This window comes from Pseudomonas sp. LBUM1659 (assembly GCF_059716045.1).
In genome coordinates this window covers 6,400,604-6,418,880 of sequence record NZ_CP166797.1, presented here as the reverse complement: position 1 = coordinate 6,418,880, position 18,277 = coordinate 6,400,604, and the positions used below count along the sequence as shown (strand labels likewise).

Annotated in this window: 14 protein-coding genes; 12 read left to right on the top strand and 2 right to left on the bottom strand. The window is 60.6% G+C overall.

Going from position 1 to position 18,277, the window contains the following annotated elements:
- The first annotated feature begins 91 nt into the window (after positions 1-91).
- From ACA048_RS29340 to ACA048_RS29310, 7 genes are all read left to right on the top strand, one after another.
- Positions 92-1,672 (top strand): glycosyltransferase, encoded by a 1,581-nt coding sequence (locus ACA048_RS29340; RefSeq protein WP_497627357.1) that lies wholly within the window; start codon positions 92-94, stop codon positions 1,670-1,672.
- Positions 1,666-2,970 (top strand): glycosyltransferase, encoded by a 1,305-nt coding sequence (locus tag ACA048_RS29335; RefSeq protein WP_497627356.1) that lies wholly within the window; start codon positions 1,666-1,668, stop codon positions 2,968-2,970. The genes ACA048_RS29340 and ACA048_RS29335 overlap by 7 nt, the downstream gene beginning before the upstream one ends.
- Positions 2,967-3,857: a class I SAM-dependent methyltransferase gene (locus ACA048_RS29330; protein ID WP_497627355.1), complete on the top strand. Its 891-nt coding sequence runs from the start codon at positions 2,967-2,969 to the stop codon at positions 3,855-3,857. The genes ACA048_RS29335 and ACA048_RS29330 overlap by 4 nt, the downstream gene beginning before the upstream one ends.
- A complete protein-coding gene (locus ACA048_RS29325) occupies positions 3,854-5,008 on the top strand; it encodes an acyltransferase family protein (protein ID WP_497627354.1) in 1,155 nt (384 codons plus the stop codon). The genes ACA048_RS29330 and ACA048_RS29325 overlap by 4 nt, the downstream gene beginning before the upstream one ends.
- Complete coding sequence (locus ACA048_RS29320) at positions 5,002-5,838, top strand: class I SAM-dependent methyltransferase (protein WP_497627353.1); 837 nt, start codon at positions 5,002-5,004, stop codon at positions 5,836-5,838. Before ACA048_RS29325 ends, ACA048_RS29320 begins: the two co-directional genes overlap by 7 nt.
- A gap of 65 nt (positions 5,839-5,903) precedes the next feature.
- Positions 5,904-7,100, top strand: coding sequence for a DUF3142 domain-containing protein (locus ACA048_RS29315; protein ID WP_497627352.1), 1,197 nt, complete (start codon positions 5,904-5,906; stop codon positions 7,098-7,100).
- A complete protein-coding gene (locus tag ACA048_RS29310) occupies positions 7,087-9,204 on the top strand; it encodes a hypothetical protein (protein ID WP_497627351.1) in 2,118 nt (705 codons plus the stop codon). Before ACA048_RS29315 ends, ACA048_RS29310 begins: the two co-directional genes overlap by 14 nt.
- A gap of 3 nt (positions 9,205-9,207) precedes the next feature.
- Here ACA048_RS29310 and ACA048_RS29305 read toward each other — a convergent pair whose 3' ends face one another.
- Positions 9,208-9,837, bottom strand: coding sequence for a LysE family translocator (locus ACA048_RS29305; RefSeq protein WP_497627350.1), 630 nt, complete (start codon positions 9,835-9,837; stop codon positions 9,208-9,210).
- 145 nt (positions 9,838-9,982) lie between these two features.
- Here ACA048_RS29305 and ACA048_RS29300 point away from each other — a divergent pair, with 145 nt between their 5' ends.
- Complete coding sequence (locus tag ACA048_RS29300; RefSeq protein WP_027926238.1) at positions 9,983-10,456, top strand: Lrp/AsnC family transcriptional regulator; 474 nt, start codon at positions 9,983-9,985, stop codon at positions 10,454-10,456.
- A gap of 107 nt (positions 10,457-10,563) precedes the next feature.
- On the opposite strand, the gene lpdA is transcribed toward ACA048_RS29300, so the two are convergent.
- Positions 10,564-11,964, bottom strand: a complete 1,401-nt coding sequence (gene lpdA / locus ACA048_RS29295; RefSeq protein ID WP_497627349.1) for a dihydrolipoyl dehydrogenase — start codon at positions 11,962-11,964, stop codon at positions 10,564-10,566.
- 215 nt (positions 11,965-12,179) lie between these two features.
- Here lpdA and hflK (ACA048_RS29290) point away from each other — a divergent pair, with 215 nt between their 5' ends.
- The 4 genes from hflK (ACA048_RS29290) to ACA048_RS29275 are packed head-to-tail and all read left to right on the top strand — an operon-like array spanning position 12,180 to position 18,134.
- Entirely contained in the window at positions 12,180-14,135 is a 1,956-nt protein-coding gene (hflK, locus tag ACA048_RS29290; RefSeq protein WP_497627348.1) for a protease modulator HflK, read from the top strand.
- Positions 14,132-15,172 (top strand): protease modulator HflC, encoded by a 1,041-nt coding sequence (gene hflC, locus ACA048_RS29285; protein ID WP_497627347.1) that lies wholly within the window; start codon positions 14,132-14,134, stop codon positions 15,170-15,172. Before hflK (ACA048_RS29290) ends, hflC begins: the two co-directional genes overlap by 4 nt.
- Complete coding sequence (gene hflK, locus ACA048_RS29280; RefSeq protein WP_497627346.1) at positions 15,169-16,227, top strand: protease modulator HflK; 1,059 nt, start codon at positions 15,169-15,171, stop codon at positions 16,225-16,227. Before hflC ends, hflK (ACA048_RS29280) begins: the two co-directional genes overlap by 4 nt.
- Complete coding sequence (locus tag ACA048_RS29275; protein WP_497627345.1) at positions 16,224-18,134, top strand: cation-translocating P-type ATPase; 1,911 nt, start codon at positions 16,224-16,226, stop codon at positions 18,132-18,134. Before hflK (ACA048_RS29280) ends, ACA048_RS29275 begins: the two co-directional genes overlap by 4 nt.
- The last annotated feature ends 143 nt before the right edge of the window (positions 18,135-18,277 follow it).

Below are 18,277 nucleotides of genomic sequence, written 5' to 3'. Positions count from 1 at the left end.
GATGGACGACGTCTGGCGAACGCCGACTCGAACCATGGCTTTGCCGTCATAGAGTGGGGCTGCCGGGATGGCGGTTTCATCGTGGGATGCCATGAATTTCATTCTTTACTCAGACGTCAACGACAGCACCATCAGCCAGAGCCTCGGTCGTCCTGAATACAGTTATTACTTTGTGCTCAAAGCCTATCGCTCTGTACTCGAGAGCCTTGGGCGAGTTCATGTGGTGTCCTCCATAGCGGAGGTTGATCCCCTCTATCGACAATTGCTGGCCGCCGGCGAAGATAGTCTGTTTCTGTCGTTCACCCCGCCGCAGAAAACCCCGAACACGCTTGAGTGCCCGACGATTTGTGTGGTCGCCTGGGAGTTCGATTCGATCCCCGATGAGCAGTGGGACAACGACCCGCGTCAGGACTGGACGCAAATGCTCGCGCGTCAGGGCCGGGTGATCACGCTCTCAAGCCACACCGCCAAGGCTATTCGCCGGGCCATGGGCGAAGACTTCCCGGTGCTGGTGTTACCCACGCCGTTGTGGGAAAACTTCGCGGCCATTCGTGAGCGACAGGTCAGTGCACCGATCAATGCCGGGGTGACCCTGGCGGTCAAGGGTTGCATCTTTGATTCCCGCCACTTGAGCCTGAGCCCCGATAACCTGTTACCCGAACCGCTGACGCCGGAACAGGAAGCTGAACTTGAGGCCGAACGCGAGGCCCGGCGTCCGCCGCCGCTGACCCTGAAACGACGTTACGTTATCGCCCGCCATTACCTGCGTCTGTGGGCGCTGGATTTGGGTCGCGAGCAAGAAGTACCGGTGCCACGGGTGAAGTTTCTTCATAACTGGTATTGGGAAGGGATTCGGGATCTGCTCTCGGACAACGTGCACGACTGGCTCGGCCAACGTCTGCCTGACATCGCCGGTCCACACGCTGCACCGATGGTGGCTCAACCGCCGCCGCGGGATCTGCCGGACACTTCATCGCTGGTAGAAACTACCGTAGACGGCGTGGTCTATGTTGCCGTGCTCAATCCCACGGATGGCCGCAAGAATTGGCTTCAGATTCTCACCGCTTTCTGCTGGGCGTTCCGTGATACACCCGACGCCACACTGGTGCTGAAAATTACCCAGAACGATCTGGCGACTTGTTATGCCAAGTTGATGACTCCACTGGCGCAACTGGCACCCTTCGCCTGTCGGGTGGTGATGGTCCACGGTTATCTGGATGATCGGCAATATACGCAGCTTTACGAAGCCGCCAGTTTCTACGTCAATGCCTCGCACTGCGAAGGCCTGTGCTTGCCGCTGATGGAGTTCATGGCCTGCGGCAAACCGGTGATCGCGCCCGATCACACAGCGATGCAAGACTATATCGACGATTCAGTAGCGTTCGTGGTCAAGTCCAGTGAAGAGCCGAGTACCTGGCCTCAGGACAGCCGAATCCTGTTCCGTACTTTGCGCCATCGGCCGGACTGGGGATCGTTGAAAAGCGCCTATGAAAATAGCTATCGGATGGCCAAGACGCAGCCACAGGAATATCAGCGCATGTCCCTTGCCGCCGTCGAACGCATGCATGATTACTGCGCGTCCCCTGCGCTGCAAAAGCGCATTGCGGACTTTTTCGAACTTGCGCCACAGGCCGGCAATGCCGCCCCGATGACGGATAACGCCTCATGCTGATCATCATCCATTCGGAAACCAACCAGCACACCATTGCCCAAAACCTTGGCCGTTCGGAGTACAGCTATTACTTCGTGCTCAAGGAGTATCGTGCGGTGCTTGAACGCCTCGGCCGGGTGATCGAAGTCATGGACCCGGAACGTGAAGTCGATGTGCTGTACGCGGACTGTCTGGCCCGTGGCGAGTCTTGCGTGTTCCTGTCCTTCTCGCCGCCGCACCGCACGCCCGTGTACCTGGCCTGTCCAACCCTGCCGGTGTTTGCCTGGGAGTTCAGCACGATTCCCAATGAGCCGTTTGCCGGGGAACCGCGCAACGACTGGCGCACGGTGCTGAATGCCTGCGGGGCGGCGATCACCCACTCTAGCTATACAGTCAACTCGGTGCGTGAGGCGATGGGCGCTGATTACCCAATCGTCGCGGTGCCGGCGCCCGTGTGGGATCGTTTTTCGGCTCGCGGTGCGCAATTGGGGGGGCAACCACTGACGGACTCAGTGCGATTGAAGATCAAAGGCCTGGTGGCGGACAGTCGTCAGCTTGCCCTGAATGCCTTCGCCTCTGCCGATGTGCTCAGCAATAAGGGGTTCGACTTCGAGGCGCCAATCAGTGAGCAAGAGTTGTTGCTCGAGGGCGTGGTGTACACCTCGGTATTCAATCCCAGCGACGGACGCAAGAACTGGGAGGACATGATCAGCGCCTTCTGCATGACGTTCCGTGAGATCGAAGACGCGACACTTGTGCTGAAACTCACCCACCACGATGCCGAAGAAGCACTGAGCGATATCCTTCATCACCTGTACAAAAACCAGACCTTCCGATGCCGCATCGTGTTGATCTACGGTTACCTCGCGGACGCCGATTACGAGCGTCTGGTGCAGGCGACCCGTTATGTGGTCAACACATCCTACGGCGAAGGCCAGTGCCTGCCGCTGATGGAGTTCATGTCCTGCGGCAAACCGGCAGTGGCGCCGCTGACTACGGCGATGATCGACTATTTGAGTGCCGACAACGCGTTCCTGATCGAGTCCACCGATGAACTCACCGCGTGGCCGCACGATCCGCGCGGAGCCTACCGCACGTTGCGCTACGCCACCAATTGGACGTCTTTGTGCGCGGCCTATAAGGCCAGTTACGAGGTGACGACAAACGATCCGCTGCGGTACGCGCAAATGTCGGTGCAGGCGGTCAACAGCCTGCACGCATTTTGCAGTCAGGCCGTGGCCGAACAGCGGTTGCAGGACTTTCTCGAGCAGCTGTTCGAGCGTCGCGATGTGTCTGACATTGAGGCCGCCGGAGCATGATCCGCAGAATGCTGAGACGTCTGCTGCCTGCCGCGCAATCCGCACCGTTACCAGTCCCTGTCCCTGAACCGCTGCAGCCGAATGTCTCGCCTCGAGATGTCGGCCTGCACGATGCTGTGCTTGATGGCTGGTTTCTCAACGATAGCGGCGAACTGCTCAAGGGCTTTGCCATCACCGCGGACGATACCTTGCTCGACGTCGGTTGTGGCGAGGGCGCCGCGACGTTGTTTGCTGTACGCCAGGGCGCATCCGTGATCTTCACCGACAGCGAACACGACAAGGTGCGCGACCTCGCTCGCCAGGTTGAAGCACAAAGCAGCCAGCAGAATCTGGGCCTGGTCAGCAACAGCCTGCCCTTGCCGTTGGCCGACGGTTGCGCGAGCAAAGTGGTGTGCATGGAGGTGCTGGAACACATCGATCAGCCCGAGCCCTTCATGGCCGAACTGGTGCGCATGGGTCGCCCCGGCGCGTTGTATTTGCTCAGTGTGCCGGCGCCGGTCGGCGAGCATTTGCAACAAGGTATCGCCCCGGCCAACTACTACCAGTCACCCAATCACGTCCAGATTTTCACAGAGCAGCGTTTTGCCGCTCTGGTGGAGGACGCAGGTCTTGTGATCGTGCATCGTCAGGCCACCGGTTTTTTCTGGGTGATGGGCATGATCTTCTTCTGGGCCAGTGAGCGGGCTGCCGGGCGGGATTTGGGCGGCGCAGTGCGTGACCGCATTCATGCGCCGTACCCACCCCTGATGGAGAGCTGGGCCCGGACCTGGCAAGACCTCTTGGCGCAACCCGACGGGCTGGCGATCAAGCAGATGCTCGATCGTTTCATGCCCAAGAGTCAGGTGATCATCGCGCGCAAACCTCTGGATAACCGAGGTGAGCCATGAGCAGCAAACGAATCATGGATATCGAAGTGCTGCGTGCCATAGCAGTGCTCGGTGTGTTGTTCCATCACTTGCAAGGCAGCCTGTTCACTGATCCCGTGCCGCTGCTTGAAAAAATCCACACCTGGGCGCAGCCGTGGTGGGGCGTCGATCTGTTTTTCGCGATCTCCGGCTTCGTGATTGCCCGTAGTCTGATTCCTGTGCTGCAAGGCTGTAGCACGCGTCAGGAATACTGGGAGCAGACACGCAACTTCTGGCTGCGACGAGCGTTTCGCCTGTTGCCATCAGCCTGGTTGTGGCTGGCGCTGATGTTGCTGGCGTGTGTGTGTTTTAACCGCTCCGGCGCGTTCGGCACCTTGTCCGCCAACCTCCAGGCGACGCTCGCGGGGGTGCTTCAGTACGCCAATTTCCGTTTTGCCGAGGCCTTCTTTCATTACGAATACGGCAGCAGTTTCGTGTATTGGAGCCTGTCGCTGGAGGAGCAGTTTTATCTGCTGTTCCCGCTGCTGATTCTTGTATGCCGCAAACATCTGGTGTGGGCGTTGCTGGCGCTGGTCGCGGTGCAGCTGTTCACGCTGCGCACGCCGCTGCTGATGGTGGTTCGTACCGACGCTCTGGCCCTTGGGATACTGTTGGCGATGTGGAGTGTGCAGCCGAGTTACAGCCGTTGGCAGCCGACGTTTCTGCGCCGGCCATGGGCGGGGGTGTCGTCACTGATTGTGGTCGGATTGCTGTTGAGCTTTATGGCTACGGACCGTTTCACCTTCACGAACTATCGCATCGGCTCGATCGCACTCCTCAGCGCGGTGCTGGTCTGGATTGCTTCCTATAACCGCGATTACCTTTTGCCCTCCGGTGGATTGCAGCGGCTGATGGCGTGGATCGGCAGCCGTTCCTACGGCATTTACCTGATCCACATTCCGGCCTATCAGCTGGTGCGCGAAGTGATCTTCCGTTTGCAGAGTGCCGGCCTGCCGAGTCCGGCCGGGCATCCGGCGGTCACGCTGCTGATCGCTTTCGGGTTGATTGTGCTGCTCAGTGAACTGAATTACCGATTGATCGAAATGCCCATGCGCAACCGTGGCGCTGCGCTGGTCCAGCGCCTCGGTACATCCCGAACTGTCGCCCCATCCTCTGGAGCCACCTCATGCTGAGACTGTTAAAGAAACTTACGGCGACAACGCCCGCACCGGTTCCTGCGCCACCCGCCGCCCCAGTGGTAGACAAAGTCGATCCTTACATGCTCGGGCTGCACGATGCGATGCTCAGTGGCTGGTTCAATCAGGAGACCGGCGAGCTGTTCACAGGCTTCCCGGTGTCAGCAGATGACACCTTGATTGATGTGGGCTGCGGTGATGGCGGCAACGTGCAATTTTGCGGCAGGCGCGGGGCGAAAATCATCGTCGCCGACATTGACGCGGCCAAAGTAGAAGCCACCCGTCAGCGCCTGAGCGATACGCCGGCGCGCGACGTCGAATGTCACGTCACTGACTGCAACCCGCTGCCGATTGCCGACGCCACGGCCACGCGGGTGGTATCCACCGAAGTCATCGAACATGTAGACGATCCGGCGCAGTTCCTCGCCGAGCTAGTACGGGTCGGCAAGCCGGGCGCACTGTATTTGCTCAGCGTCCCGCACCCCAGCTCCGAAGACCTGCAAAAGGACATCGCCGCACCGGTGTATTTCCAGAAGCCCAATCACATTCGCATCATTAGCGAAGAGCAGTTCAAGGCGATGGTCACTGACGCCGGTCTGGAAGTGCTCAGCCACAGTCAGTACGGCTTTTACTGGTCGATGTGGATGCTGCTGTTCTGGGAAGCCAAGGTCGATTTGAGCAACGCCGATCACCCACTGCTCAATCACTGGGCCTGCACGTGGAAGGCCGTTCTGGATTCGCCTCGCGGTGCGCAGATCAAACAGGCACTGGACGCGGTCGTGGCAAAAAGTCAGGTGATCATTGCCCGCAAGCCGATGGCTGATTAAGGTAGCGAGCTGCGCGATAAAGGGCCTTGAACGGCCCTTTTTGCTTTTCAGGGATAAGGCATTTCATGGTTCATTTCACTCGACTGATTGCCTTGCTGACGGCGCTGGTGCTGCTCAGCGGCTGCGAGCAACAAGACGCGCCACCGCTCGATCAGCAACTCTACGTCTGGCAACGGCAATGGACGCCGGCCCATGACGCCGCCCTGCGCGACAGTCGTGCGGACTTTTCGACGTTACGGGTGCTGGCCTTGCAGGCGTTTCCTCAGGCCGGCTGGCGTCGGGCGCGGATCGATCCGGGGTTGCTTAAACGCGATGGTCGGCCGCTGATTGCGGTGATTCGTCTGGATGGTCAGCTCAAGTCGTTGGACCAGGACGAAGTGACGGCGCAGATCCAACAGGTGCTCAGCGACTGGCAAGTGCAGGGACTGACATTGTCCGGTGTGGAAATTGACCACGATGCGGGCAACGCCCGGCTACCGGCCTATCGAATTTTTCTGGCGCACCTGCGTGCAGTTTTACCGGCGACTTTACCGCTGAGCATAACGGCGTTACCGGCGTGGCTGGACAGTCCCGAACTACCGGCGCTGTTATCGACCGTCGATAGCAGCGTGTTGCAGGTACATGCGGTGAGCGATCCACGGCGCGGGCTGTTCGACCCCGATCAGGCGCGAAAGTGGGCCAGAAACTGGAGTCGCCTCACGACGAAGCCTTTCTATCTGGCGCTGCCGGCCTATGGTGTGGCCCTGTTGCCAAGCGCCAGTGGCGCACTGGTTGTGGAAAGCGAGGTGCCGGTGGGGCGGGGCGGCGAGCGCCGGGAACTGCTGGCTGATCCGCGGCAACTGAGCACGCTTGCCGCTGAATTGCGCGCCGATTCGCCCGCTCATCTGGCCGGCCTTATCTGGTTTCGCCTGCCGTTGGCGGGCGACCGCCGGGCCTGGAGCCTGACAACGCTGGGCGCGGTGGCTCGCGGTGACACGCTCGACAGTCGCTTGAGTGTGAAACTAAGTGCGCAAGACGGCCTCTATGACATCAGCGTCAGCAACCAAGGCAACCTCGATACTGCTTGGCCCGAACGTGTGACCCTGGCCGTACAGGGCTGTGATGGCGCCGATGCGCTGGCCGGTTATGCGTTGCAACAGAGCCCGGATCTGCTTACCTTCACCCGCCTTAGCGACGGCCCAATAGCGGCCGGTGGACAGCGAGCGGTCGGTTGGGCGCGCTGCACAAAAATTGATCAAGGAGGTTCAAATGTTCTCCCGTAACTGGCCCCGCCATCTGCTCTGTTTAAGCCTCAGCTTGCCGCTGGGTTCGGCGCTGGCTTGCGGACCGGACTTCCCGATGCGCTTGCTGGACAACCGTGGACAGTCGCTGGCGGAGCTGCCCGAAGGTAACTTCCAGTTTGAGATCAATCGTCTCGGGCATGCCATCGCGGGGCTCAAGCATGTTGCGCAGTCCCCCAACGGCATGGAGGCGGCTGACTACGTAGAACAGCGAGACACCGCCGAGCAGGCAGGACTGACGGCGGAACAGCAAGCGCTGGTGAAACAACTGCGCAGCCTGACAGATGCGCTTCAGGTCGAAGCGCAAGGTGCGAGCTTGCCGGCCGAGCTCAATCTGTATCTGGCGGGTGCTGCGGCGTTCAGTGCGGGCGATCTTGGATTGGCCGCCGAATATTTCCGGAAAGTACTGGCGTTGCCGGCCGATCAACGCGCCTTGCGCAGCACCTGGGCGGCGTACTCGCTGGGTCGGGCGCTGTTTGCCATGAGCGCCGAGGCGGACGCGTCGCCCGATCTGCTGGCGCAGTCGCGCAAGGCGTTCGAGCAGACCCGTCAGCTGAGCATCGACGGCTTCAGCGACCCACTGGAACTGGGTGTCGCCAGCCTCGGCGAAGAAGCTCGCGCGGCCCGTACCGCCGGCGACTGGGACAGCGCCATCGAACTCTACGCCGCGCAAAACCTCCACGGTTCAGCCGTCGGTTACACCTCGTTGAAGCTGTTGATGGCGGATCTGTTGGCGATGCCTGACGATCAACTGACCGCGTTGCTCAAGGGTAAACCGGTGCAACAACTGGCCACCGCGTCCTTGATCAGCCGCCTGGGCTGGTCATTCGGTGAACAACCAGCGAACGAATTGAAACTGATCAAACTGCTGCAAAGCAGCACGCGCGGCAGCCTGGATAACGCGGATCGATTGGCCGCGATGAACTATCAACAAGGTGATTACGCCAGCGCCAAGGCCTTCCTCGAGCACGCCGGTGACGGCGGCCTGGCGTGGTGGTTGCGAGCGAAACTGGCGTTGCGCGAGGGCGATAAAAACGCAGCGGCTGCGGCGTATGCCAAGGCGGCTCAGGCGTTCCCGCAGAATGAATCGTGGGGTGATCGCCGCACGCCGGACTACGACTACGAAACGCTTCAGCCCAAGTGCCGGGTCGAGGGTGAAAGTGCGATTCTTGCGCTGCAACGCGGGGACTATCTGCAAGCATTCGATCAGCTGTATCGCAGCCGGAGCATCTATTGGCTCGATGCCGCGACGGTGGCCGAACGGGTACTGACCGTCGATGAACTCAAGCATTACGTCGATACGCAGGTGCCCGCACCACCGCCGTTGAGCCAGCAGGATCGCGACAACTACGTACCGCTTCCGGTGGCAGCAAAATTGCGCAATCTGCTCGGGCGCCGATTGCTGCGCGAAGAGCGTTATGACGAAGCACTGGTGTACTTCGACAATCCTGATCTTCAGAAAAAAGCACGGTTGTATGCGCAACAGCGTCAGCTGGCGGACGCCGCGTGGTGGCCGACCAAACGCGCCGCTGCCCTGTTCAATGCCGCATGGACGGCGCGCGAGTGGGGGATGGACATTCTCGGCTACGAAATGGCTCCCGACTACGCCACGTTTGGCGGCAATTACAGCCTCGAAAACACTGCGCTGAAAGTCGGACCATTAGTCGCCGAAGGTGAAGTTCAGCGTCAGCAAGCCAGTGCCGCCAAACCCGATGAGCGCTATCACTATCGCTTTGTGGCCACAGCATTGGCCAGTCGCGCCGCCGATAACTTGCCGCACACCAGTCAGGCCTTTGCGGCGGTGCTGTGCTCGGCGGCGGGCTGGAACAGCAGCCTTGAAGACCAAAGCGCTCTGTACCAGCGCTACGTGAAAGAAGGGCCTTATGTGGATTGGGCGGTGGATTTTGGTCACCAGTGCCCTTACCCCGATTTCGAAAATGCCAGCAAACGTTATGTGACCCAAGCGACTGACGCGACGCGTACAGTGTTGCGGCCGTACAAGTGGCCGTTGCAGATCGGCGGTGTCATTGGCGTGACGGCAGTGGCGCTGCTGTTGATCAATCGTCGCCGCCGTCGGGCGCAGTAAGGCTTACGCCTGTTGCACGAAGGTCAGCCGCACCGCGAAGCCGATCAACAGGCTGCCAAACAGCCATTGCTGGAGGCGCTGGGCCGAAGGACTGCGTTGCAGCCAACGGCCCAGAGCTGCGCCGACCAGTGCATAGGCGCTGTCGAAGAGGAAGCCGACACCGACCAGCAGCATGCCCAGGATTGCGAATTGCGTGAGGACTGATCCGGCGTGTGGATCGATGAACTGTGGCAGCAGCACCGAACAGAACAGCAACGCCTTGGGGTTGAGCAGATTGGTGAACAGGCCGCGCTGGATCGACGCTGCCCAGCGCGGTTTTACGGTGGTGGCGTCAGGGCCGTTCAGGTTCGGCAGCATTGTGGTGCGCAGGCATTGAATACCGATCCACAACAGGTACGCGGCCCCGGCCAGACGCACCACATCGAAGGTCCACGGCGCGGCCTTGAACAACACCGCCAACCCCAGCGCGGCCAATGCAACGTGACAACCTCGGGCAATGCCCAGGCCTATCGCGGTTGCCAATGCCGCCGCTTTACCCTGACGGGCGCCGGTTTGCAGCAGCAGGATCATGTCCGGTCCGGGCAACAAATACACCACCGCCAATGCCATGAAAAACAGTCCGATTCCTGCCATCTTGCGCCCCTTTCGTTGTCGATTCGGTAGGACCAGTCTAGGGCGCAAGGGCAGGGCAGGTGGTTGCGTAGTCAGCTTCTAAAGCAGGGGAAATTGGCATAACCTGCTGCTTTAAGACGATAGAACCATCAGGATCTGCCAAGCCATGAAACTGGACGCCTACGACCGCAAAATCCTAGCGGCCCTGCAACGGGATGGTCGACTGAGCAATGTGCAATTGGCCGACGAAATCGGTCTGTCCGCCTCGCCCTGTTTGCGTCGGGTGCGGATGCTGGAGGAGGCCGGGGTGATTCGCGGCTATCAGGCCAATCTGGATCGTGACGAGGTGGGGCTTGGGCTGACGGTGTTTGTCGGGGTCAAAGTCGAACGTCACAACGACGAGCAGGCTGAAGCCTTCCGCGTGGCCGTGACGGCGCTGCCGGAAGTGATTTCGGCGTTTCTGGTGTCCGGGGAATCGGATTTTTTACTTCAAGTGGTGGTGCCGGACTTGCGCGGGTACGACCGCTTTCTCACGGAACGGCTGCTGAAATTGCCGGGTGTGAGCGATATACGCAGCAACTTTGCGATTCATACGGTGAAGACGCCAGGGGCGTTGCCGTTGGGGCATTTGCCGCTTTAGACCGAGTCGACTCCATCGCGAGCAAGCTCGGCTCCCACACTGGTTTGGTTAACACCACAAATCAACTGTGGGAGCGAGCCTGCTCGCGAAAGCGGTCTTGCGGGCCTCTACATCTGCGTCGCCATCCCCTCCACATTCATCGCCGCCTGACGCAACGCCTCCGACCGCGTCGGGTGCGGATGACACGTCAGCGCAATGTCCTCGGCCGAGGCGCTGAACTCCATTGCCACGCAATACTCGCCAATCATTTCACTGACGCTCGGGCCCACCAGGTGGACGCCAAGAATTTCGTCGGTGCGTTCATCGGCCAACACTTTGGCGAAGCCTTCGGTCTCGTGGTTGATCTTGGCCCGGCTGTTGGCGGTGAATGGGAATTTGCCGACCTTGTACGCGCGACCTTCGGCCTTGAGCTGCTCTTCGGTCTTGCCGACGCTGGCCAGCTCCGGTTTGGTGTAGACCACACTGGGAATCAGGTTGTAATTCACTTCGCCGGCCTTGCCGACGATCTGTTCCACGCAGGCCATGGCTTCGTCTTCTGCCTTGTGGGCGAGCATCGGCCCGGACGTGACGTCGCCGATCACCCACACGCCCGCCGCTTCGGTGCGGTGGCCCTTGTTGGCGAGCATCCCACGCTTGTCTGTGGCGAGGCCGACGTTTTCCAGCCCAAGGCCTTGGGTGTAAGGCCTGCGACCGATCGACACCAGCACGTAATCGGCCTCCAGCAACTCGGCGGTGCCGCCCGCCGCCGGTTCAATGCTGAGCTGAACACCGGTCGCCGATGACGTGGCGCGGGTGACTTTCGAACTCAACTTGAAAGTGATGCCTTGTTTACTCAATGAACGCTGAAGTGTTTTGCCGGCCTCAACGTCCACACCCGGACAGATGCGGTCGAGAAACTCGACTACCGTGACTTGAGCACCCAGGCGCCGCCACACCGAGCCCAGCTCCAGACCGATGACGCCGGCCCCAATCACCACCAGATGTTTTGGCACTTCGGTCAGCGACAGCGCGCCGGTGGAATCGAGGATACGTTGATTGTCGATGTCGACGCCCGGCAGGGGAGTGGGTTCGGAGCCGGTGGCGATGATGATGTCTTTGGCGCTCAACTCGGTCTTGCCGCCGGCACTGTCGGTGACTGTGACTTTGCCCGGCCCGTCGATGTGGCCCCAGCCCTTGATCCAGTCGACTTTGTTTTTGCGAAACAGAAACTCGATGCCCTTGGTCAGCCCGGTAACGCTTTCATCCTTTTGTTTCATCATCTGAGCAAGGTTGAGGATGGGTTTGACCTCGATGCCCAGGTTGGCGAATTCCGAACCCATGGCCGCGTCGTAGAGTTCGGAGGCATGTAACAGCGCCTTGGACGGCATGCAACCGACGTTCAGGCAGGTGCCTCCGAGGGTCGCGCGACCTTCGACGCATGCCGCTTTCAAACCCAGCTGGCCTGCACGGATCGCTGCGTTATAACCGCCGGGGCCACCGCCCAGAATCACGACGTCGTAGTTGCTCATGGATGGACTCCTGAAGTGAGGGATCGGGCTGGTTAAAAGTAGTAGCTGGCTAAAATTACGAACGTAATATGTGCGTTTCGCGCTGTTTCGGTCAAGGCTTCAGCGACGCGACAGGTTCAGCGTCTTTGGATTGAGGGATTTAGAACAAAAATTTCACCCCTTTTGTTATACCGTAACGAAATGCGGTGTCCGCGTTGAATAAACACTGGGGTGGTATGCAAGTCGATCTCGAAGTCGATGGCGCGCAAGTAGCCGGGTTGCCGCGCTTTCAACAGGCGGTCTTTCAGGGGCGACGATTGCGTCAGTTCACCATTGGCCTGAGTGCTTTGGCAGCGCTCGGGCTGGTGTTGGCGTTATTTGTCGGATTGTTTGCGCCACAGTCGCTGTGGGGCGCATTGCTGGTAAATCAGAGCGCCGCTTTGCTGGTGCTGGTTGCCGGTCTGCAATCCGCCTGGTGGGTTACGCGGTGGCGTGCACAGACAATGAACCCGACGCCGCCCGTGGTCGTCGTTGACGAAATTGTTGCGCCTGAAGGTTGGTATGAGCGATTGCTGGATGGGCTCAGTCGGCGCTCGGTACGCATGCTTGGCCAGATCGGCGCGCCAACGCTCTGGCTCGGCGGCTGGGCGCTGCTGACGCTATTCAGCATCAGTCAGTTCTGGAACCTCGCGCTACCGCCCGCAGCGCTGGGGTTATCGGCCAGTGTCGGCGCGGCCCTCGCGTTGCTGCTGGCGTTCGGTTTGCTGGTCGCTGAGCGGCAACTGGCCCAAGAAAACGTCGCCCAATGGCCGGAGGCCGGTGCACTGGCGCAACTGACTCGGGTGGCAATCATTTGCCTGGTGCTTGGCGCATTGTGCCTGTTGTTCGCCAGTGAAACGTCGGTGTGGCCGGTGCGATTGGCGGTGCTGATCGGTTTGCTGCCGGGGTTGGTCGCAGTCGAGTTACTGCTGCGTGCAGTGTTGTCGCTGTTCAGTCCACAGCGCGAACAACTCGAACCTGCATTGCTGGCGCGCAGTTTTGTCGCTGACATGCTGCGCTGGCCGCCGCAGCCGCTGCTCGCCTTGCAGCACGAATTGCACAACCGCTTCGGCATCGACTTGCGGCAAATCTGGGCCTTCACTTACATGCGCCGGGCGTTTTTGCCGGTGCTGGCGGTGGTTGCCGTCGTCGGCTGGTCACTCACCGGCATTCACGAAATACCGTTGCAGGGGCGGGGTATCTACGAGCGTTTCGGCAAACCGGTGGAAGTGTTTGGTCCTGGTTTGCACGCCGGTCTACCGTGGCCTTTGGGTCGCGTACTGAATGTTGAAAACGGTGTGGTTCACGAGTTGGCCACCAGCGTTGGTGAAGCGTCGGCACCGGTTGTGCCCGAGCCCGCCGAAGGCCCGGCACCGGCGATTGCCAATCGGCTGTGGGACGCCAGTCATGTGAACGACAAATCCCAGGTCATCGCCAGCAGCCGCGCCGACAAGCAGAGCTTCCAGATCGTCAACATGGACGTGCGTTTCGTCTATCGCATCGGCCTGACCGATCAAGCGGCGTTGGCGGCGACCTACAACATTGCCGATGTACCGACGCTGATTCGCAGCACCGCCAGCCGGATTCTGGTGCATGACTTCGCCTCGCGAACCCTTGATGGGTTGCTCGGCGAAGACCGGGTAGGGCTCGCTGAAGAGATCGGCCGTGCCGTGCAGGCTGACCTGCAGAAACTCGACAGTGGCGTGGAAATTCTTGCCACCGTGGTGGAGGCGATTCATCCACCGGCCGGCGCCGCCAATGCCTATCACGGTGTGCAGGCCGCGCAGATCGGTGCTCAAGCATTGATCTCGCGAGAACGCGGTGCCGCCGCCGAGGCGACCAATTTGGCGCAACTGCAAGCGAGCATTGCGCGCGATCAAGCGACCGCCAGCGCCCATGAAATCAACGCCACGGCACAGGCGGCGGACCTGAAATTCAGCGCGGAGCAGAAAGCCTACGCCAGCGCAGGGCAGGCTTTTGTGCTGGAACAATATCTCAGCCAACTGAGCCTGGGCCTGGCCAACACCAAGCTGCTGATTCTTGATCATCGTCTGGGCGGCAGCAGTGCGCCAACCATCGACCTTCGTACTTTCACGCTGCCGGCTGATCCTGCGTCGCCGCGTACGAGCGCCCAGCCAGGAGCTACCCATTGAGCCAGTCGCATACACACGATCACGATGACCACGCCGGCCACGATCACGGTCATGGCGGGCATCACCATGGTCACCACCATCATCACCACGGTGATCCACAAGAAGCCGGCCCGTTTCCCTGGCGGCGCATGGGCTGGGCAGCATTGCTCGTGGCCTTTGCCATCGCAACCGCTAGCCTGGTTCAAGTGCGCTCGGGGGAGGCCACGGTCATCACACGCTTCGGCAATCCATCGCGGGTTTTGCTGGAACCGGGTCTTGGCTGGCGCTGGCCGGCACCGTTTGAAGCGGCCATCCCTGTCGACTTGCGTCTGCGCACCACCTCCAGTGGATTGCAGGATGTCGGCACCCGCGATGGATTGCGCATCATTGTTCAGGCTTACGTGGCGTGGCAGGTGCAGGGCGATTCGGACAACGTACAACGCTTCATGCGTGCAGTGCAGAATCAGCCGGATGAAGCGGCGCGGCAGATCCGCACATTTGTCGGCTCTGCGCTGGAAACCACAGCCGCCAGTTTTGACTTGGCGAACCTGGTCAACACCGACGCCAATCAAGTTCACATTGCCGACTTTGAGGCGCAACTTCGCCATCAGATCGATCAGCAGTTGCTCACCACCTATGGCGTTCGCGTTCTGCAAGTCGGCATCGAGCGTCTGACTCTGCCGTCGGTAACCTTGACTGCCACTGTGGATCGCATGCGCGCCGAGCGTGAAACAATCGCCACCGAACGCACAGCAATCGGCAAGCGTGAAGCTGCACAAATCCGGTCGGCCGCCGAGCGGGATGCGCGGATCGTGCAAGCCGATGCAATGGTGAAAGCCGCTGATATCGAAGCTCAATCGCGGGTCGAAGCGGCGCAAATTTACGGCCGTGCGTATGCCGGTTCTCCGCAGTTGTACAACTTGCTGCGCTCACTCGACACCTTGGGCACCATCGTTTCACCGGGCACCAAACTGATATTGCGCACGGATGCTGCGCCATTCCGGGTATTGGTTGACGGACCGCCGACCCTCGAAAACAAGTCCGGGTCGCAGCCATGAGTTTAGTTCCACGTGGAACACATGAGTTAAGTAGCCCTTGGATTCAGGCCGGGCGCCTGGCTTTTCTCGCGCTTTACGCGGTGACCGTTCTGGCCGCGTTAGCCTGGGCGTTCTCCAATGTGCGGCAAATTGATCCACAGAATCGCGCGGTGGTTTTGCATTTCGGTGCGCTGGATCGCATCCAGAACGCCGGTTTGTTGTTGGCATGGCCGCGACCTTTTGAGCAGGTGGTTTTACTGCCGGCGGCAGATCGCATTATCGAACGTCGAGTGGAAAACCTTCTGCGCAGTGATGTCGCCTTGCAGGCTGATCGAGCTGCCACGTTTGCCACGCCGCTCAGTGATGCACTCGCCGGTTCCGGCTATTTGCTGACGGGTGATGCCGGCGTGGTGCAACTCGATGTGCGGGTTTTCTACAAAGTCACCGAGCCGTATGCCTTCGTGCTGCAAGGTGAACATGTGCTGCCAGCGCTGGATCGACTGGTCACCCGCAGCGCTGTGGCCCTGACCGCGGCGCGAGATCTGGACACTATTCTGGTGGCGCGTCCGGAGCTGATTGGCGCCGACAATCAGGCTGCTGAACGCCGTGAACGTCTGCGCGGTGATCTGGTGCAAAGCATCAATCAACGTTTAGCCGAGCTGACAGCAACAGGGCAGGGGCTGGGTATTGAAGTCGCCCGAGTCGATGTGCAATCGAGTCTGCCCGGTCCTGCCGTGAACGCCTTCAACGCAGTATTGACCGCGAGTCAGCAGGCCGACAAAGCCGTGGCGAACGCGCGCACCGAAGCCGAGAAGGCGACCCAGGCCGCCAACGAACAAGCGGATCGAACGCTGCAAGTGGCCCATGCCCAAGCCAGCGAACGACTGGCAAAAGCGTCTGCCGACACCGCCACCGTACTGAGCCTGGCCAAGGCGCAACAGCAGGGCACCGACCCGCAAATGCTGCTGCGTATTTACCGCGAGCGGATGCCGAAGATTCTCGGCCAGGCCGGCTCAGTAACCACGGTAAATCCGAAAGACGATTCCCGCCTGATCATTCAGGGAGCTGCCCAATGACCGCGCACACCACCCCCGCACCGAGCATGTTGTCCTCAGCCGAACAGCGCAGCGCCGCTCGCCAATTGACGCTGGCCATGCTCGCACTGGGTCTGCTCGGGCTCGGTTTGATCTGGCGCGGGCTGTCGCCGGAGCAGACCGGCATCAGCCAATTGCTGCTCGGGTTTGCGTCGCTGTTGGTGGCCGTGCCGGTGATGCGTTCGGCGTGGTACAGCCTGCGTTACCCGAGCTTGCACGGGATCACCGACCAGTTGATCGCGCTCGCCATGCTCGGCGCCTGGGCCACCGGCGATTTGCTGACTGCCGCGTTGTTGCCGATCATCATGATTTTCGGCCACGTCCTGGAAGAGCGCAGCGTGATCGGTTCTCAGGAAGCGATTCATGCACTCGGCAAACTCACCCGCAGCCATGCACGAAAGGTTCAGGCGGATGGCTCGATCCTCGAAGTCGACAACAGCACCCTCAAGGCCGGTGACCTGGTCGAGGTGCGCGCGGGTGATCGCGTACCGGCGGATGGCCGGGTGTTGTCCGGTCAGGCGAGCCTCGATACCGCTTCAATAACCGGTGAGTCGGTGCCGATGGAAGCCGGCGTTGGCATGCCGGTGTTCGGAGGGGCGATCAACCTCGATGGCCTGCTTCGCATTGAAGTGACCCGCACCGGCAATGAATCGACCCTGGGCAAAGTCATCGCGCTGATGCAAAGCGCCGAGCGCTCCAAGCCACCGATTACTCGCTTGCTGGAGCGTTATGCCGGCAGCTACATGGTGCTGGTGTTGCTGCTGGCCGCAGTGACGTGGTTCGTCACCAATGATGCTCAGGCGATGCTCGCGGTGTTGGTCGCAGCGTGTCCTTGCGCACTGGTGTTGTCGGCGCCAGCGACAGCCATTGCCGGGGTGGCGGTGGCGGCGCGGCACGGCATTCTGATCCGCAGTTCGGCGTTTCTTGAAGAGCTGGCAGACCTGACGTCGTTGGTGGTGGATAAAACCGGCACGCTGACGTTCGGCACCTTGCGCTTGCAGTCCATCGACAGTCCGCTGGAAGACCGCAGTCACGTCCTGAAACTGGCCGCCAGTCTTGGTTCGGCCAGCAGTCATCCAGTCAGTCGTGCGCTCGCTGGGCTGGTCACGCAGGAGCATTTTTTGCTGCTGTCGGACATCCACGAGCGCCAGGGCTTGGGCGTGGTGGCCATGACCGAGCAGGGCGAGGCCGCACTTGGTCGCCCGGAGTTGTTCACGCAATTGGGCATTATTACGTCGGCGGTTCCGGAACATGACGGCCCGATAGCAGGGTTGGCGCTTAACGGTGAGTTTCTCGCCTGGCTATTGCTGGCCGACAGCGTCAAACCCGAGGCGCGATTTGCTTTGAGTGAGCTGCGAGAGCTTGGCCTGGGTCGGCAATTGCTGCTCACTGGAGATCGGCAGAGCGTCGCGCGCACGCTCGCGCGCGATGTCGGCATCAGCGATGTTGAAGCGCAGGCGTTGCCGGAGGACAAGCTCAATCGCGTGCTTAAGGAAATTGGCAGCGGCTTCCGGCCGATGGTGGTCGGGGACGGGATCAACGACTCACTGGCGCTCAAGGCCGGTGTCGTGGGTGTCGCAATGGGCGCGGGCGGGGCAGACATTGCGCTGGCCTCGGCTGACATCGTGTTGATCGGCAGCGACCTGCGTCGGCTTGGCACCTGTGTGCGCTTGAGTCGTCAATGCCGTCAGACCTTGCAGGTCAATGTGATCATTGGCTTGGGCTGGACACTGGCGATTGTTGCCTTCGCTGCGTTTGGCTGGCTCGGCGCGGCAGGGGCAATGATTGCAGCGTTGCTGCATAACTTGAGCACGTTGCTGGTACTGGGCAACGCCGGACGTTTGCTGCGGTTTCAGGAACCTTTGCTCAAGCTCAAAGAAGACAGTTAAGCAAATCGAAAGCTTTGTTGCAGGCCTGTGTAACGCCGTTGGGGCAGAGCGCTCCAGTGGCCGCGGCGCGACTGAACAGCTGGACTGGAACTTTGCTGAACTGTGCTCTGAATTGACAGTCATCTATGGAGAGGGCGCACCAC

What these genes read in the sequence shown, in the direction of transcription:
- ACA048_RS29340 (WP_497627357.1), top strand. Translation starts at nt 92, where the DNA reads ATGAATTTCATTCTTTACTCAGACGTCAACGACAGCACCATCAGCCAG.
- ACA048_RS29335 (WP_497627356.1), top strand. Translation starts at nt 1,666, where the DNA reads ATGCTGATCATCATCCATTCGGAAACCAACCAGCACACCATTGCCCAA.
- ACA048_RS29330 (WP_497627355.1), top strand. Translation starts at nt 2,967, where the DNA reads ATGATCCGCAGAATGCTGAGACGTCTGCTGCCTGCCGCGCAATCCGCA.
- ACA048_RS29325 (WP_497627354.1), top strand. Translation starts at nt 3,854, where the DNA reads ATGAGCAGCAAACGAATCATGGATATCGAAGTGCTGCGTGCCATAGCA.
- ACA048_RS29320 (WP_497627353.1), top strand. Translation starts at nt 5,002, where the DNA reads ATGCTGAGACTGTTAAAGAAACTTACGGCGACAACGCCCGCACCGGTT.
- ACA048_RS29315 (WP_497627352.1), top strand. Translation starts at nt 5,904, where the DNA reads ATGGTTCATTTCACTCGACTGATTGCCTTGCTGACGGCGCTGGTGCTG.
- ACA048_RS29310 (WP_497627351.1), top strand. Translation starts at nt 7,087, where the DNA reads ATGTTCTCCCGTAACTGGCCCCGCCATCTGCTCTGTTTAAGCCTCAGC.
- ACA048_RS29305 (WP_497627350.1), bottom strand. Translation starts at nt 9,837, where the DNA reads ATGGCAGGAATCGGACTGTTTTTCATGGCATTGGCGGTGGTGTATTTG.
- ACA048_RS29300 (WP_027926238.1), top strand. Translation starts at nt 9,983, where the DNA reads ATGAAACTGGACGCCTACGACCGCAAAATCCTAGCGGCCCTGCAACGG.
- lpdA (WP_497627349.1), bottom strand. Translation starts at nt 11,964, where the DNA reads ATGAGCAACTACGACGTCGTGATTCTGGGCGGTGGCCCCGGCGGTTAT.
- hflK (WP_497627348.1), top strand. Translation starts at nt 12,180, where the DNA reads ATGCAAGTCGATCTCGAAGTCGATGGCGCGCAAGTAGCCGGGTTGCCG.
- hflK (WP_497627346.1), top strand. Translation starts at nt 15,169, where the DNA reads ATGAGTTTAGTTCCACGTGGAACACATGAGTTAAGTAGCCCTTGGATT.
- ACA048_RS29275 (WP_497627345.1), top strand. Translation starts at nt 16,224, where the DNA reads ATGACCGCGCACACCACCCCCGCACCGAGCATGTTGTCCTCAGCCGAA.